The sequence below is a fragment of the Rathayibacter sp. AY1H3 genome (assembly GCF_002932015.1).
In genome coordinates, this window is the sequence record NZ_PSUU01000020.1 from 21,431 (window position 1) to 36,338 (window position 14,908).

Sequence of the window (14,908 nt, forward strand, 5' to 3'; positions counted from 1 at the left end):
GGTTCGGAGAGCGCTTCCAACTGTGTTACCTATGAGGAACAGCAATGCGGGCGTCCAGTGTCGTGACGCCACAGCCCACAGGAGATCTGTGTGCCGAGAGTCCGCGCGCCCGGAGCGCGCCCGCATCCCATCCTTGACAGGAAGAGGCAGACGGAGATGAATTCCGCATCCACTCGCGGCACCCGTGCACTGGCCGCCGCCGCAGGCTTCGCCGCGGTCGCGCTCGTGCTGACGGGCTGCGCCGCCGGCGGGAACGACTCGTCCGGCGGCAGCGCCGGAGGGGCCCTGACCATCGGCACCACCGACAAGATCACGACGCTCGACCCCGCGGGCTCCTACGACAACGGCTCGTTCGCCGTGATGAACCAGGTGTTCCCGTTCCTGATGAACACCCCCTACGGCAGCCCGGACGTCGAGCCCGACATCGCCGAGTCGGCGGAGTTCACCGCTCCCACGGAGTACACCGTGAAGCTGAAGGAGGGACTGAAGTGGGCCAACGGCCACGACCTCACCTCCTCCGACGTGAAGTTCTCCTTCGACCGCCAGGTCGGCATCGCGGCCGAGAACGGCCCCTCCTCGCTCCTGGCGAACCTCGACAGCGTCGCGGCTCCGGACGACACGACCGTGGTCTTCACGCTGAAGTCCGAGAACGACCAGACCTTCCCGCAGATCCTCTCGAGCCCCGCCGGCCCGATCGTGGACGAGGAGGTCTTCTCGGCCGACGAGCTGACCGCGGACGCCGACATCGTCTCGGGCGACGCCTTCGCCGGCCAGTACACGATCGCGAACTACGACGTGAACAACCTCATCCAGTACAAGGCCTACCCGGACTACCAGGGCGTTCTCGGCGAGGCGAAGACGGACACCGTCAACGTCAAGTACTACGCGGACTCGTCCAACCTCAAGCTGGACATCCAGGAGGGGAACATCGACGTCGCGTTCCGCAGCCTCTCGGCGACGGACATCGACGACCTCCGCGGCAACGACACGGTCAAGGTCGTGGACGGCCCCGGCGGCGAGATCCGCTACATCGTCTTCAACTTCGACACCCAGCCCTTCGGCGCGACGACCGGTGAGGCCGACAGCGCCAAGGCCCTCGCCGTGCGCCAGGCCGTCGCCGACCTGATCGACCGCGACGAGATCGCCGACCAGGTCTACAAGGGCACCTACACCCCCCTCTACTCCTACGTCCCCGCCGGCCTGACCGGCGCGGTCGAGCCGCTCAAGTCGCTCTACGGCGACGGCAACGGCGCGCCCGACGCCGACAAGGCGAAGGCGACCCTCGAGGCCGCCGGCGTCACCGCTCCGGTCACCCTGAACCTGCAGTACTCGAACGACCACTACGGTCCGTCCTCGGGCGACGAGTACGCGCTGATCAAGGACCAGCTGGAGTCGACCGGCCTCTTCACCGTGAACCTGCAGACCACGGAGTGGGTGCAGTACTCGAAGGACCGCTCGAGCGACGTCTACCCGGCGTACCAGCTCGGCTGGTTCCCCGACTACTCCGACGCCGACAACTACCTCTCGCCGTTCTTCATCAAGGAGAACTTCCTCGCGAACCACTTCGACGACGCCGAGGTGCAGAGCCTGATCGCGCAGCAGGTCTCGACCACCGACGCCGACGCGCGCACCGCGCTGATCGAGCAGATCCAGGAGAAGGTCGCGGCGCAGCTCTCGACCGTCCCCTACCTGCAGGGCTCGCAGGTCGCGGTCGTCGGCAGCACCGTGAGCGGAGCCGAGGACACCCTCGACGCCTCGTTCAAGTTCCGCTACGCGGCACTCAGCAAGGGCTGATCCACCCCCTCGCGGCCGGCGCCTCCCCGACAGGAGGCGCCGGCCGTTCTCCACGAAAGGCATCACGTGACGACAGCCACGACGGCTGCGGCGACGGCGCCCACCCGGCGACCGCGCGGCTCCGGGGGCGGACTCGGGCGCTACCTGCTCGTCCGCTTCCTGCTCATCATCCCCACCGTCTTCATCCTCGTGACGCTGGTGTTCCTCCTCATGCGCTCCACGGGCGACCCGATCACGGCGGCCCTCGGCGGCCGCCTGACCGCGGACCAGCTCGCCGAGCGTGTGGCCGCCGCCGGCTACGACCGGCCGCTGATCGTGCAGTACCTCGAGTACCTCGGCAAGCTGCTGACCGGCGACTTCGGCACCACTCTGAGCGACAACCGCCCCGTGACCGAGGTGCTCCTCACCTACGGCGCCGCGACGGTCGAGCTCGCCTTCTACGCCCTGATCGTGGCGTTCCTGGTCGGCATCCCGCTCGGGATGCTCGCCGCCTACCACCGCGACCGCACCCCCGACGCGGTGCTGCGCATCTTCGCGATCCTCTGCTACGCGACTCCGGTGTTCTTCGCGGGCCTGCTGCTGAAGCTGGTGTTCTCCGTCTGGCTGAAGTGGTTCCCCGTCGCCGGGCGCGCCTCGACGAGCACCGAGCTCTCGCTCCAGTTCCTCGAGAACAAGACCGGCATCTACCTGATCGACGCGATCCAGACCGGCGACCCGGCCGCGATCTCGGACGTGCTCTCTCACGCGGTGCTCCCCGCCGTCGCACTGGGCCTGCTCACCGCGGGCATCTTCCTGCGCCTGGTGCGCACCAACGTGATCGGCACGCTCGGCACCGATTACGTGGACGCGGCGCGCTCGCGCGGCGTCAGCGAGTTCCGGCTCGTCCGCACCCACGCCTACCGGCCGGCGCTCATCCCGATCATCACCGTGATCGGCCTGCAGATCGCCCTGCTGCTCGGCGGCGCCGTCCTCACCGAGACCACCTTCGAGTGGAAGGGCCTCGGCTTCCAGCTCGCCGAGTACCTCCAGGCCCGCGACTTCGTGGCCGTGCAGGGCATCGTCGCCCTGCTCGCCGTCATCGTGGCGCTGACCAACTTCATCGTCGACGTCATCGCGGCGCTCATCGACCCGCGAGTGAGGTACTGAGCATGAGCACCACCTCCCCGGCGCGTCCGCGCCGCCGTCTCGTCGACCGTCTGCCGGTCGTCCACCAGCTCCGGCAGAGCGTCGGCCTCCAGCGGGGGATGCTCGTCACCGGCCTGATCATCACCGGCGCGTTCCTGCTGGTGGCCCTGTTCGCGCCCCTCATCGCGCCCTACGGATACTCGCAGCTGCGCTCGGGCGGCGAGTCGTTCGGCGCGCAGGAGCCGCCGAGCGCGGAGCATCTGCTCGGCACCACCGTCGGCGGCTACGACGTCCTCTCGCGAGTGATCTGGGGAGCGCAGACCGCGTTCCTCGTGATCGTCGTCGCCGTGGTCCTGTCGATCTTCCTCGGCGTCTTCCTCGGCCTCGTCTCCGGCTACCTCGGCGGCTGGCTCGACCGCGTGCTCGTCGTGATCTGCGACGCGATCTACGCGTTCCCGACCCTGCTGCTGGCGATCGTGATGTCGATCGTCATCTCCGGCGGGCAGTCGAACCTCTGGGCCGGCATCTTCGCCGCGGCGGTCTCGATCACCGTGGTCTACATCCCGCAGTACTTCCGCGTGATCCGGGCCGAGACAGTGCGGATCAAGGGCGACGCCTTCGTCGAGTCGGCGAAGGTCATCGGAGCGTCGACGCCGCGGATCATGTTCCGCCACGTCCTGCGGAACGCGACGCGCACGCTGCCGCTGATCTTCACACTGAACTCCTCCGAGGCGATCCTGACCCTCGCCGGCCTGGGCTTCCTCGGCTTCGGCATCGAGCCGACGTCGGCCGCGGAGTGGGGCTACGACCTCAACAAGGCGCTGTCGGACGTCACGAGCGGCATCTGGTGGACCTCGGTCTTCCCGGGCCTGGCGATCGTGCTCGTGGTGCTGGGCATCACCCTCGTGGGCGAGAGCCTGAACGACCTCGCCGACCCGCGCCTGCGCGGTCGGCGCGCGGTGGCCGCCGGTGCCGGCGACGTCGCCGCGACGTCCGTCGTGCCGGGCGGCGTCCTCGCCGCCGACGGCCTGGAGACGCCGGGGCACGACCCCGTCGCCGGAGTGGAGGAGACGCGATGAGCGACCAGCGCATCGTCCGGGACGCCTCAGCGCGTCCGATCGTGGACATCACCGACCTCGAGGTCGCCTTCGCGAGCGACCGCGGCGCCGTCCGCGCCGTCGCCGGGGTGAGCCTGCGCGTCGAGCGCGGCGAGGTCCTGGCGATCGTCGGCGAGTCCGGCAGCGGCAAGACCGTGACCGCGAAGACCATCCTCGGCCTCCTGCCCGAGACGGCCACCGCCTCCGGAGTGGTCCTGCTCTCGAAGAAGGACGGCAGCGCGGCGACCGACGTCGTCTCCGTGCCGAAGGCCCGCCTCCGGGAGCTGCGCGGCACCGACGTCGCCATGGTCTTCCAGGAGCCGGGCACCGCACTCAACCCGGTCTTCACGGTGGGCTGGCAGATCGCGGAGGGACTGCGCGCCCACGGCTCCGTCTCGAAGAAGGAGGCGCGCAAGCGCGCGATCGACGTCCTCCGCACCGTCGGCATCCCGGAGCCGGAGAAGCGGGTCGACTACTACCCGCACCAGTTCTCGGGCGGCCAGAAGCAGCGCGTCGTCATCGCGATGGCCCTGGTCCTGGATCCCGGCCTGATCGTCGCGGACGAGCCGACCACCGCGCTCGACGTGACCGTGCAGGCCGAGATCCTCGACCTGCTCCGCCGGTGCCGCGACGAGTTCGGCACCTCGATCGTGCTGATCACCCACAACATGGGCGTCGTCGCCGATCTGGCCGACCGCGTCGCCGTGATGTACCAGGGCGAGCTGGTCGAGGAGGCGACGGTCTCCGAGCTGTTCTCGGCGCCGAAGGCCGAGTACACGAGGAAGCTCCTCGCCGCCGTCCCGCACGTGGGCCAGGGCGTCGAGCGCGCCCGCGTCCGCGCCGTCGAGCGCGCCGAGGCCCCCGAGGCCGAGACGCTCGTCGCCGCCGAGGGCCTGCGGATCCAGTACCCCGGCCGGCTCGGCCGTCCCGGCTTCGTCGCGGTCGACGGCGTCTCGCTGCGCATCCGCGCGGGCGAGGTGCTCGGCCTCGTCGGCGAGAGCGGCTCGGGCAAGACCACCATCGGGCGTGCCATCGCGGGCCTGACGCCGGTGACCGGCGGGTCGCTGAAGGTCCTCGGCAAGGAGATGCGCGGCATCCGCGAGCGCGCCTTCCGGCCGGTCCGCGGCGACATCGGCTTCGTGTTCCAGGACCCGGCGTCGAGCTTCAACCCGCTGCTCACCATCGCGGAGTGCGTGGCCGAGCCGCTGATCGTGCACGGACGGGCCGGCGACGCCGCCGGGGCGCGCTCGCGCGTCGACGAGCTCCTGGAGGCGGTGCAGCTGCCCCGCTCCTACGGCGACCGCTACCCGCACGAGCTCTCCGGCGGCCAGCGCCAGCGCGCCAGCCTCGCCCGGGCCCTGGCCCTCGAGCCGAAGCTGCTGATCGCCGACGAGCCCACCTCGGCGCTCGACGTGTCGGTGCAGGCCCGCGTGCTCGAGCTGTTCGCCGAGCTGCAGCGCGAGTTCGGCTTCGCCTCCCTGTTCATCAGCCACGACCTCGCCGTGGTCGACCTGCTCGCCGACCGCATCGCGGTGCTCTACCGCGGCGAGCTGGTCGAGGAGGGGACGGGGGCCGAGGTGCTCGCCGCGCCGAAGCACCCCTACACGCAGCGCCTGCTCGCCTCTCTGCCCGTGCCCGACCCGGTCGAGCAGGCCTCGAGGCGCGAGCTCCTGCGCAGCATCGTCGAGGCGGAGCGCCGGGCGTGAGCCGGACCGCCGAGGATCAGGCCCCCATCGTCGTCGACGACCTCAGCGTCGAGTACCCGCCGCGCGGCATCAGCCGCCGGTGGACGGCGCTGCGGGGAGTGAGCCTCCGCGTGGAGCCGGGGGAGGTGCTCGGGATCCTCGGCGGCAGCGGCTCGGGCAAGTCCACGCTCGCGCGCGTGCTCGGCGGCGACGGCCTGGGGCACGACGGAGGCCGCACGCGCCCGGTGATCATCGGAGGGGACGCGACGGTCGCGGGGCACCGCCTCCGCTCGCTCCCCGCCCGCGAGCTCAAGCGCTTCACCGTCGACGTCGCGCATCTCGCGCAGGACGCCGGAGCGGCCCTCCGCCCCGAGCTGACCGTCTCGGAGCTGATCGCCGAGCCGATCTTCCTCCGCGACCGCCACTACGACCCGAAGGCCGCGGCGGTGCGGGTGGCGACGCTGCTCGACTCCGTGCACCTGCCGCTGTTCCTGCTCGACCGCTACCCCTACGAGCTCTCCAGCGGCCAGCGCCAGCGCGTGGCCGTGGCCCGCTCGCTCGTGCTCGGGCCGAAGGTGCTGATCGCCGACGAGCCGACCTCGGGCATCGACGCGACGGTGCGCGAGTCGATCGTCGACCTCCTCGCCGACCTGCGGCGCCGGGAGGGATTCGCGGCCGTCGTGGTCAGCCACGACATCGACGTGCTGAGCCGGGCGACCGACCGGATCGCCGTGCTCGTCGGCGGCGAGGTCGTCGCGTACGGGCCGCTGCTGGAGGTTCTGATCGAGGCCCGGCACCCCTACGTGCGCGAGCTCGGAGCGGCCTTCGCCGAGTACGAGCGCTTCGACGCCTCCCGAGCGCAGCGCGTCGAGGCGGCCGACCAGTGACCGTCCCGCGCGTCGCGGTGCTCCCGCGGCCGAAGCCGGTGTTCGCCGAGGCGGTCGAGTCGGGCGGTGGAGTGGTCGTCGGACTCGACGGGAGTCCGGACGCGCTGCTCTGGCTGTCCTACGGCCGCACGGACGAGCTGGCCGCTGTGCTGGAGGAGCACCCGTCGATCCGCTGGGTGCAGCTGCCCTGGGCCGGCGTCGACGTCTTCGCGCCCGTGCTCGCCGCGTCCCGCGCGGACGTCGTCTGGACCAGCGCCAAGGGCGCCTACGCGGAGCCGGTGGCCGAGCACGCGCTCGCGCTGGTGCTCGCCCTCCTGCGCTCGCTGCCGGAGCGGGCGCGCGCCGCGTCGTGGGGGCCGAAGAAGGCGGTCACGCTGCACCGCGCCTCCGTGGTGATCGTCGGAGCAGGAGGGATCGCTCGCGAGCTCCTGCGGCTGCTCGCCGTCTTCGACTGCCGGGTGACGATCGTCCGCCGCGGAGACGAGCCGGTGGAGGGCGCCGCCCGCACCCTGCCGGCGTCGCGGCTCGCCGAGGCCGCGGCGGACGCCGACGTGCTGGTCCTTGCCGCCGCCGCCACCGCGGGCACGGAGCGGATGGTCGACGCGGGTCTGCTCGCGCGGCTCCCCGCCCACGCCGTGCTCGTCAACGTCGCCCGGGGGAGCCTCGTCGACACGGACGCGCTCGTCGCGGCCCTCGCCGAAGGCCGTCTCGCGGGCGCCGCGCTCGACGTGACGGACCCCGAGCCGCTGCCGGACGGGCATCCGCTCTGGAGCGAGCCCCGGTGCCTGATCACGCCCCACAGCGCGGACACCCCCGAGATCACCGCGCCGCTCCTGGCCGAGCGCGTGCGCGCCAACGTGGCCGCCTGTGCCGCCGGCGGGCCGTTCGTCGGCCGCGTCGACCCGGGCTCCGGCTACTGAGTGCGCGCCCGATTTTGCGTTCGCGGAGAGTTTGCTAAAGTAGTACCGCGCTGATCGCCTCCGGGCGGTCGGATGATCCTCGATAGCTCAATTGGCAGAGCAATCGGCTGTTAACCGGTAGGTTCTTGGTTCGAGTCCAAGTCGGGGAGCGAAGGGTCCGGGACTCCACTCTCGGGCCCTTTTTTCGTGCCCGCGAGCGGTCGCCCTCGAGGGCCCACCCGCTCGGACCGACGATCGGAGGGGCGATGCGCGAGGACGTGCTCGCTCTCCTGCGCCGCCGCCCCGACGTCGAGGCGCCGGATCTCGTCGCCGTCGACGCCAGTGACCGTCTGCTGCTCGACCTCGCCGCCGATCGCGGCCGCCTCGCCGTGATCGGGGACGCCTACGGGGCACTGAGCCTCGGCCTCGCCGCCGACGGCCGTGCCGTGCGCGTCGTGCAGGACTCGATCACCGCCGAGCGCGCTCTCGCGCAGAACCTCGAGACGGTGCGGGGGTCGGGCGTCGATCTCGCGCCGATCGAGATCGTCGACTCCGTCGCGGAGGCCGTCCGCGACGCCGACGCGGTGCTCCTGCGCCTGCCGCGCTCGCTCGACGCGCTGGCCGCCGTCGCGGCCGGGACCGCACTCGCGAACCCGGCGGCGACCCTGATCGGCGCCGGCCGCATCAAGCACATGACCCGCACGATGAACGACGTGCTCGCCGTGCGCTACGAGCGGATCGACGTCTCCCTCGCCCGGCAGAAGTCGCGCGCCCTGCTCGCGAGCGGCGCGCTCCCCAACCAGCCGCCCGCGCCAGGGCCCGAGCGGCGCCGTCTGGACGAGCTCGACCTCGAGGTCGTCGCACTGCCGGGAGCCTTCGCAGGTGCACGACTGGACCTCGGCACCCGCGCCCTCCTCGCCGCCCTCGATCTCGACTCCCTCCCCGCGGGCACCGCACTCGACCTCGGCTGCGGAACCGGCGTGCTCGCCGCCGTGGTGGCCCGGGCCCGCCCCGACCTCGCCGTGACCGCGACGGACACCTCGCGTGCCGCGGTCGAGTCCGCCCGGGCGACTGCGGCGGCCAATGGGCTGGCCGTCCGCGTCCTCCGCGACGACAACGCCTCGACTCTGGAGGCGTCCTCCGTCGACGTCGTGCTCTGCAATCCGCCGTTCCACTCCGACGGAGCCGTCACCGACCTCGTCGCCCGGCGCATGCTGCGCGCGGCCGGCCGCGTGCTGCGCCCCGGAGGCGTGCTGTGGACGGTCTTCAACTCCCACCTCGCGCATCCGGCCGAGCTGCGCCGCGCGGTCGGGCCGACCACGGTGGTGGCGCGCGACCGCCGCTTCACCGTCACCCGCTCCGTGCGCTCCGACGGCTGAGTACGGCTCCGCAACCCCCTCCGCGGCCTCAGGTCCGCTGTCCGCGGCGCGGGTACGATCTCTCTCCGGCGCTCCTGTGCCGAACCCGTCCCGTCCCCCCGGAGGCCGTCGTGCTCGAAGTCGTCCTCGTCCTCGCCCTGATCGCCCTGGTCGCGGTCGTCGTGCTGTGGCGCCGCGCCGTCGGCGCCGAGCGCCGTGCCGCCGAGAGCCGTGCGGAGGAGGCGGCGCGCGTCGTCCGCCTCGAGCTGGCGGTCGGCGAGCAGGAGGCGAGGCTCCGCATCGTCGGCGAGCTCGAGCAGCTCGCGGTCCGCAGCGCCGCGCACGTCGTCGAGGAGGCCGAGAGCGTCCGTCTCACGATCGACCGCGACCCCGCCGCAGCCGCGCGGTCGGCGCAGCGTGCCGTGCGGGCGGCCGAGGCCTCGCTGGCGCAGCTGCGCCGCATCGCGACCGTCGCCTCCGTCGATCCGGGGGAGCTGCCGCGCACCGGCGGCTCCGTCCCCCTGATCGAGGGCGCCCGCGAGCGAGGCCTGAGCGTCCGCGAGGAGTCGTTCGGCGAGCCGTTCCCGCTGCAGGACGGCGCCGAGGTGGCCGTGCTCCGGGTGCTCGAGTACGCCTTCGACTCGGCGCTGGAGACCGGCGGCGCGGGGACCGAGGTCCGCATCAGCTCCCGATGGACGACCACCGGCCTCCGGGTGGAGGTCGACGACGACCGCGAGCAGCACGGCGCTGCGGAGCAGGACGCCAGCGCTCTCGAGGCGGATCTGCGCTCGCTCACCGAGCGCATCGACAGCCCCGCGCTCGCCGAGCTGCGCGAGCGGGCCGCCCTCTTCGGCGGTGACGTGACCGAGAAGCGGACGCCCGGCGTCGGCCGGAGCGTCACCGCCTCGTTCCCCGCGATCCGCCACCACAACGGCGTGCACGGGGTCGACCTGGCCTGAGTCAGTCCTCGAGGCGCTCCACGCCGGGCAGCCACGAGACGCCGGGGCCGCCCCAGCCGCGCTTCCGGGTGATCTTCGCGACCGGCTTGTGGTAGTCGTGCTCGAGGCGGTCGATGTAGAGCACGCCGTCGAGGTGGTCGAACTCGTGCTGGAACACGCGGGCGAACCAGCCGTCCGCGACGATCTCGAACGGCTCCTGCTCGAGGTCGACCGCGCGGAGGATCGCGCGCTCGGAGCGGCGGAGCGGGAAGCGCTCGCCGGGGAAGGAGAGGCACCCCTCCGACTCCGTGTCCTCGTCCGCCTCGCCGAGCGGGGTCGGCGTGACGAACAGCTCGGGGTTGATCGCGACGCCGCGGCGGGGGGTGCCGTCGTCGTCGGCGTAGTCGTAGACGAACAGGCGCAGCGGGACGCCGACCTGCGGGCCGGCGAGGCCGACTCCGGGGGCGGTGTCCATCGTCTCGAACATGTCGGCGACGAGGGTGCGCAGCGCATCGTCGAACTCGGTGACGGGGGCGGCGGGGGAGTGCAGGACGGGGTCGCCGGCGATGCGGATGGGGAGGACGGCCATGGTGGACAGGGTACCGCGGGGCCGCCGACCGGGTCCGCGAGGATCATCCGCTGGGCTCAGCCCCTCACCCGTGCGTCGGAGGACTCCCGGAGGCGTTCTGGGTAGGGTCGACCCATGCCCGCCGATCTCGCCGAACTCCTCAACGACCCGGCGAAGTTCATCGGCATCCCGATCGCTCTCGTGGGCGCGGTGTTCCTCTCCCTCGGCGCGCAGTTCCAGCACCGGGGAGTGGCGAAGGTGGAGCGGTTCTCGAAGCGCTCCGGCTCCTCCGGGCTCAGCGGCGGCCAGCTGGTCGCGCTGCTCTCGCGCCCCTCGTGGGTGATCGGCACCCTGCTCCTGGGTCTCGCGATCGTCTTCCAGCTGACGAGCCTCGGCTTCTCCCCGCTCATCGTGGTGCAGCCGCTCGGAGCGGTGGCGCTCGTGATCACCGCGGTCGTCAACGCGCGGGTCAGCCGGGTGCGCCTGAACGCGGCGTCGATCCGGGCGATCGTGCTCTGCGTCGGAGGCGTCGGCACGTTCGTCCTCGTAGCGGCGTTCAACGCGGTCGACAAGTCCATCCAGACGCCCGAGCTCATCACGATCCTCGTGATCCTCGCCGTGGTGCTCACGGTCTTCGTCGTCGCCTTCCGCGTCTTCCGCCGCGGAGCGAAGGCGATCTTCTACATCGTGGGCGCCGGAGTGGTCTACGGCTTCGTCGCGACTCTCGCGAAGGTCGTGCTCAACCGCATCAAGTACGGCGAGTTCGACCCGCTGACGGTGGTCTGCATCGTGGCGCTCCTGGCCGCGACCGCGCTCGGCGGGTACTTCGTTCAGAACGCCTACTCCTCCGGCCCGCCGGACCTCGTCGTGGCGGGCCTCACCGTCATCGACCCGCTGGTCGCCGTCGCGATCGGCATCGTCGTGCTCGGAGAGGCGCAGTACGCGGCCCCGTGGGCGATCCCGCTCTTCATCGCGGCCGGTGCCGTCGCCATCTACGGCGTCTTCCTCCTCGCCAAGCACCACCCGCAGGCGCGCTGACGGCGCGGGATCCCGAGTGGTGAGGACTCCTCTGCCTACAATGGGTCCGCGCCGAGAGCCACGAAACCGACCGACCTCCGCCGATCGCTCCCTTCTCTCCCCGAGCGGCACGACACCGATAGGACCTCCCGTGTCAGATCCCCGCGACGCGTCCCGACCGGGATCGCCCGACTCCCGACCGCTGACGGTCGTGATCGGCTGCGACACCTTCGCTCCCGACGTGAACGGAGCCGCGAAGTTCGCCGAGCGCCTCGCCGCCGGTCTCGCGCAGCGCGGCCACGAGGTCCACGTCGTCGCCCCCTCGGCCGACGGCTGGAGCGGCACCCGGGTCGAGACGCACGAGGGCCAACGGATCATCGTGCACCGGCTCTACAGCTGGCGCTGGTACCCGCACGACTGGCTGCGCTTCGCGATGCCGTGGCGCATCCGGCAGAACAGCGCGCGCATCCTCGACGAGGTGAAGCCCGACGTCGTGCACTTCCAGTCGCACATCATCGTCGGCCGCGGCCTCGGGATCGAGGCGGCCAAGCGCGGCATCCGCATCGTCGGCACGAACCACTTCATGCCCGAGAACATGCTCGAGTTCACCCTCCTGCCGAAGGCCGTGCAGGCCAAGGCCGTGGCGATGGCGTGGCGGGCCGCGCGCCGCACCTTCGGCCGGGCGGAGGCGGTCACCACGCCGACCCGCAAGGCCGCGCAGTTCCTCGAGAAGTACACGGGCCTCCGGGGCGTCCACGCGATCTCCTGCGGCATCGACGCCGACAACTACACGCCCGACTTCACGGCGCGCGCCGGCGACTCGATCCTCTTCGTCGGCCGCGTGACCGGCGAGAAGCACATCGACGTCCTGCTCCGCGCCGTCGCCCTGCTCGATCCGGCGCTCGACGCGAAGCTCGAGATCGTCGGCGGCGGCGACCAGATGCGCAACCTCCAGCAGCTCGCCGCGACCCTCGGCATCGCCGACCGCGTGCGCTTCACCGGCTACGTCTCGGACGCCGAGCTCAAGGAGGCGTACACGCGCGCCACCGTGTTCGCCATGCCGTCCATCGCCGAGCTGCAGAGCATCGCGACGATGGAGGCGATGGCCTCGGCCCTCCCCGTCGTCGCCGCCGACGCGATGGCCCTCCCGCACCTCGTCCACGACGGCGAGAACGGCTACCTCTTCGCGCCGGGCAGCGCCGAGGCCCTCGCCGACCGCCTCACCGCCGTGCTCACGGCCGACCAGGAGGACCTCGAGGCGATGAAGCGCGCCTCCCTCCAAATCGTCGCCGCGCACGACATCAACCGCACGATCAGCACCTTCGAGAGCCTGTATCGTGGGGAGCCGGTGGCCGATCCGGCCTCCGACGCAGCGTCCGCACCCGCCGCCACCTGACGGCCGCTCGGACGGCCGCCGCGGGGCGTTAGCTCAGCCGGTCAGAGCAGCGGACTCATAATCCGTCGGTCACGGGTTCAAGTCCCGTACGCCCTACTCCGCTCCACCCGCGGTGGTTCCTCCTCTCCAGCGCCGGGTCGGGCCTCCACCTGATGTCGTTCTCGTCGGAGCGGACGGTCCGGCCCCGTCAGGCCGACGGGCCGTGCCTCAGGACGGCGCCGACGCGGTCCTCGCCGGCACGCCGACCGCGGACGAGTCGGATGCGACGTCGCGGACAACGACGGCGCCGGCTCCGACCCGCACACGGTCGCCGACGGTCACGTCCCCGACGATCGTCGCGCGGGCGCCGATGTAGACGTCGTCGCCGATGACGGGCGTCCGACCCTTCGACTCGCCGATGGTGACGCCGTGGTAGATGAACGCGTTCCTCCCGATGACCGTGCGCGGGTGCAGGATCACGCCGCGGCCCCAGTGGGGGAGCCGCAGGCCGGGCCCGACCTGAGCGGCCGGCGGCAGCTCGGCTCCGACGATCATGCGGGTCCAGACGAGATCGACCAGGCGGTAGACGAGGTGGAGGGGGAGCCGGGTCCTCCGAGAGCTCGAGTACTGCCCGAGTCGGAGGACGAGGACGGTGAGCCGGTCGGAGGCGTGGCCCTTGGCGGCCAGGTCCGCGCGGACGACGGCGCGGAGGTCAGCGAGATCCATGCTCCCAGTCTGAGTGGGCGCCTCGCGGGTGGGTCCGGGCCGTCGGAGATCGTCCGGGGCGTGGCGAGCATCCGCGAGCGGACGACACGGTGGCGCGATGCGCTAGCACGTCCCGACGCGCCGCGCCCGTACTGGCCGCTCTCCGCTCGACGTGATTGCCTGAACCCGTGCCTGATCTTCCGATGTTCCCGCTCGGCTCCGTGCTCCTGCCGCACATGCCGCTCCCGCTCCGGCTGTTCGAGCCGCGGTACCTGCGGATGCTCGGCGACGTCCTCGAGGACGAGACCCTCGCGTTCGGCGTCGTGCTCATCGAGCGCGGCCAGGAGGTGGGCGGCGGCGACCAGCGGTTCGCGGTCGGCGCCCGCGCGCGCATCCTGAACATCGACGGGGCGGAGTCGTTCGTCACGCTCGACTCCGTGGGCGAGGAGCGCTTCGAGGTCGTCCGCTGGTACGAGGACGACCCGTACCCGCGCGCCGAGGTCCGCCTGCTGCCCGATCTGGAGTGGGACGAGAAGCACGCCCCCGCGCTGGCTGCGGCGGAGTCGGCGGTCCGCACGGCACTGGCGGTCGCGAGCGAGTTCGTCGAGCAGCGCTACGGCGCGGTCGTCGAGCTCGCCGAGGATCCGGCCGCGCACGCCTGGCAGCTCGCCGGCGTCGCACCGGTCACCGAGCTCGACCGCCTCGCGTTCCTCCGCAGCTCCACCATGGAGGAGCTGCTGGAGTCGGTCCGGGAGCGCTCCGCCGAGGCGACCGAGTCGTTCCGCGCCGGCTGGGCCTGAGCCCGGTCCCGGCGTCCCCCGACGAGCCCGTCAGTCCTCGAGGCTGACGCCGCGCTCCTCCGCCAGCTTGACCAGGTCGTCGACGACCACGAGCGCCATCCGCACCGAGCGGTCGCGGCGGTACTCCTCGTCGTCCGGATCGATCCGCGAGGTGCGGTCGAGGGTCTCCTCGATCGACTGCGCGAGCTCGCGCCACGCGTCCTGACGGGCGTCGTCGACGAGCGTCGCGAGGTACTCCTCGTCCTGCGCCCGCCTGTGGAGGGAGTCGGCGACCAGGAGCGAGAGCCGCTCGCGGTGGTCGAGGTTGTCGACGTCGGCCGAGCGGTAGTCGTGCACGTGGTCGGAGCGGCCGCCCACCGAGGTCACGTCGGCGGCGATGCCGCGCAGGCGCTCGGCGGCCGCCTCGGACTCGCGCGCCAGCTTCTCGAGCTCCTCCGCGGCGACGACGGAGTAGCGGCCCGAGTCGAAGGGGACGTCAGCACCGAGGCCGTCCATCAGCACACGGTTCTTCACGGCCATCCGGCTCGCGTACTGCGCGAGCATCAGGCCCTCCTCGGCGGCCTCCTCGACGGAGGCGGGCTCGCGCGACGGGTTCTCATCGGGGTCGTACGGCTCCATCTTGAACCTGCGTCGACGCCGGAACCACACGTGCGTCACCTA

Annotated in this window: 14 protein-coding genes and 2 tRNA genes; 13 read left to right on the plus strand and 3 right to left on the minus strand. The window is 72.1% G+C overall.

Annotation, left to right across the window (positions count from 1 at the left end; genetic code table 11):
- Nucleotides 1-156 precede the first annotated feature (156 nt).
- The 9 genes from C5C33_RS09405 to C5C33_RS09445 all read left to right on the plus strand — a co-directional run bounded on the left by C5C33_RS09405 (nucleotide 157) and on the right by C5C33_RS09445 (nucleotide 9,804).
- A complete protein-coding gene (locus C5C33_RS09405; protein ID WP_104223443.1) occupies nucleotides 157-1,794 on the plus strand; it encodes an ABC transporter substrate-binding protein in 1,638 nt (545 codons plus the stop codon).
- 66 nt (nucleotides 1,795-1,860) lie between these two features.
- The gene (locus tag C5C33_RS09410; RefSeq protein WP_104223444.1) at nucleotides 1,861-2,940 is read left to right on the plus strand and encodes an ABC transporter permease; all 1,080 of its coding nucleotides are present in this window, start codon (nucleotides 1,861-1,863) and stop codon (nucleotides 2,938-2,940) included.
- 2 nt (nucleotides 2,941-2,942) lie between these two features.
- Nucleotides 2,943-3,998 (plus strand): ABC transporter permease, encoded by a 1,056-nt coding sequence (locus C5C33_RS09415; RefSeq protein ID WP_104226685.1) that lies wholly within the window; start codon nucleotides 2,943-2,945, stop codon nucleotides 3,996-3,998.
- Nucleotides 3,995-5,722: an ABC transporter ATP-binding protein gene (locus C5C33_RS09420; RefSeq protein ID WP_104226684.1), complete on the plus strand. Its 1,728-nt coding sequence runs from the start codon at nucleotides 3,995-3,997 to the stop codon at nucleotides 5,720-5,722. Before C5C33_RS09415 ends, C5C33_RS09420 begins: the two co-directional genes overlap by 4 nt.
- Nucleotides 5,719-6,588, plus strand: coding sequence for an ATP-binding cassette domain-containing protein (locus C5C33_RS09425; RefSeq protein WP_258060485.1), 870 nt, complete (start codon nucleotides 5,719-5,721; stop codon nucleotides 6,586-6,588). Before C5C33_RS09420 ends, C5C33_RS09425 begins: the two co-directional genes overlap by 4 nt.
- Nucleotides 6,585-7,508 carry an NAD(P)-dependent oxidoreductase gene (locus tag C5C33_RS09430; protein WP_258064092.1) on the plus strand — a complete coding sequence of 308 codons (924 nt, stop codon included), beginning with the start codon at nucleotides 6,585-6,587 and terminating at the stop codon, nucleotides 7,506-7,508. The genes C5C33_RS09425 and C5C33_RS09430 overlap by 4 nt, the downstream gene beginning before the upstream one ends.
- 76 nt (nucleotides 7,509-7,584) lie before the next feature.
- A tRNA-Asn gene (locus C5C33_RS09435) sits at nucleotides 7,585-7,657 on the plus strand.
- A 96-nt stretch (nucleotides 7,658-7,753) separates the two neighbouring features.
- Entirely contained in the window at nucleotides 7,754-8,866 is a 1,113-nt protein-coding gene (locus tag C5C33_RS09440) for a class I SAM-dependent methyltransferase (protein WP_104260979.1), read from the plus strand.
- A 110-nt stretch (nucleotides 8,867-8,976) separates the two neighbouring features.
- Nucleotides 8,977-9,804, plus strand: a complete 828-nt coding sequence (locus tag C5C33_RS09445) for a hypothetical protein (RefSeq protein WP_104223449.1) — start codon at nucleotides 8,977-8,979, stop codon at nucleotides 9,802-9,804.
- A 1-nt stretch (nucleotide 9,805) separates the two neighbouring features.
- Here the strand turns inward: C5C33_RS09445 and def are convergent, their stop codons facing one another.
- On the minus strand, nucleotides 9,806-10,372 hold the full coding sequence (gene def, locus C5C33_RS09450) for a peptide deformylase (protein ID WP_104260980.1): 567 nt from the start codon (nucleotides 10,370-10,372) through the stop codon (nucleotides 9,806-9,808).
- A gap of 114 nt (nucleotides 10,373-10,486) precedes the next feature.
- Here def and C5C33_RS09455 point away from each other — a divergent pair, with 114 nt between their 5' ends.
- The 3 genes from C5C33_RS09455 (at nucleotide 10,487) to C5C33_RS09465 (ending at nucleotide 12,860) form a co-directional block, all read left to right on the plus strand.
- Entirely contained in the window at nucleotides 10,487-11,389 is a 903-nt protein-coding gene (locus tag C5C33_RS09455) for a DMT family transporter (RefSeq protein ID WP_104234188.1), read from the plus strand.
- 130 nt (nucleotides 11,390-11,519) lie between these two features.
- Nucleotides 11,520-12,764: a glycosyltransferase gene (locus tag C5C33_RS09460; protein WP_258059440.1), complete on the plus strand. Its 1,245-nt coding sequence runs from the start codon at nucleotides 11,520-11,522 to the stop codon at nucleotides 12,762-12,764.
- A 22-nt stretch (nucleotides 12,765-12,786) separates the two neighbouring features.
- Nucleotides 12,787-12,860, plus strand: a tRNA-Ile gene (locus C5C33_RS09465).
- A 111-nt stretch (nucleotides 12,861-12,971) separates the two neighbouring features.
- Here the strand turns inward: C5C33_RS09465 and C5C33_RS09470 are convergent.
- Nucleotides 12,972-13,469: a DapH/DapD/GlmU-related protein gene (locus C5C33_RS09470; RefSeq protein WP_104247517.1), complete on the minus strand. Its 498-nt coding sequence runs from the start codon at nucleotides 13,467-13,469 to the stop codon at nucleotides 12,972-12,974.
- 167 nt (nucleotides 13,470-13,636) lie between these two features.
- Here C5C33_RS09470 and C5C33_RS09475 point away from each other — a divergent pair, with 167 nt between their 5' ends.
- Complete coding sequence (locus C5C33_RS09475; protein WP_244229436.1) at nucleotides 13,637-14,248, plus strand: LON peptidase substrate-binding domain-containing protein; 612 nt, start codon at nucleotides 13,637-13,639, stop codon at nucleotides 14,246-14,248.
- A gap of 30 nt (nucleotides 14,249-14,278) precedes the next feature.
- Here C5C33_RS09475 and C5C33_RS09480 read toward each other — a convergent pair whose 3' ends face one another.
- Nucleotides 14,279-14,866, minus strand: coding sequence for a hypothetical protein (locus C5C33_RS09480; RefSeq protein ID WP_104223455.1), 588 nt, complete (start codon nucleotides 14,864-14,866; stop codon nucleotides 14,279-14,281).
- Nucleotides 14,867-14,908: the final 42 nt, after the last annotated feature.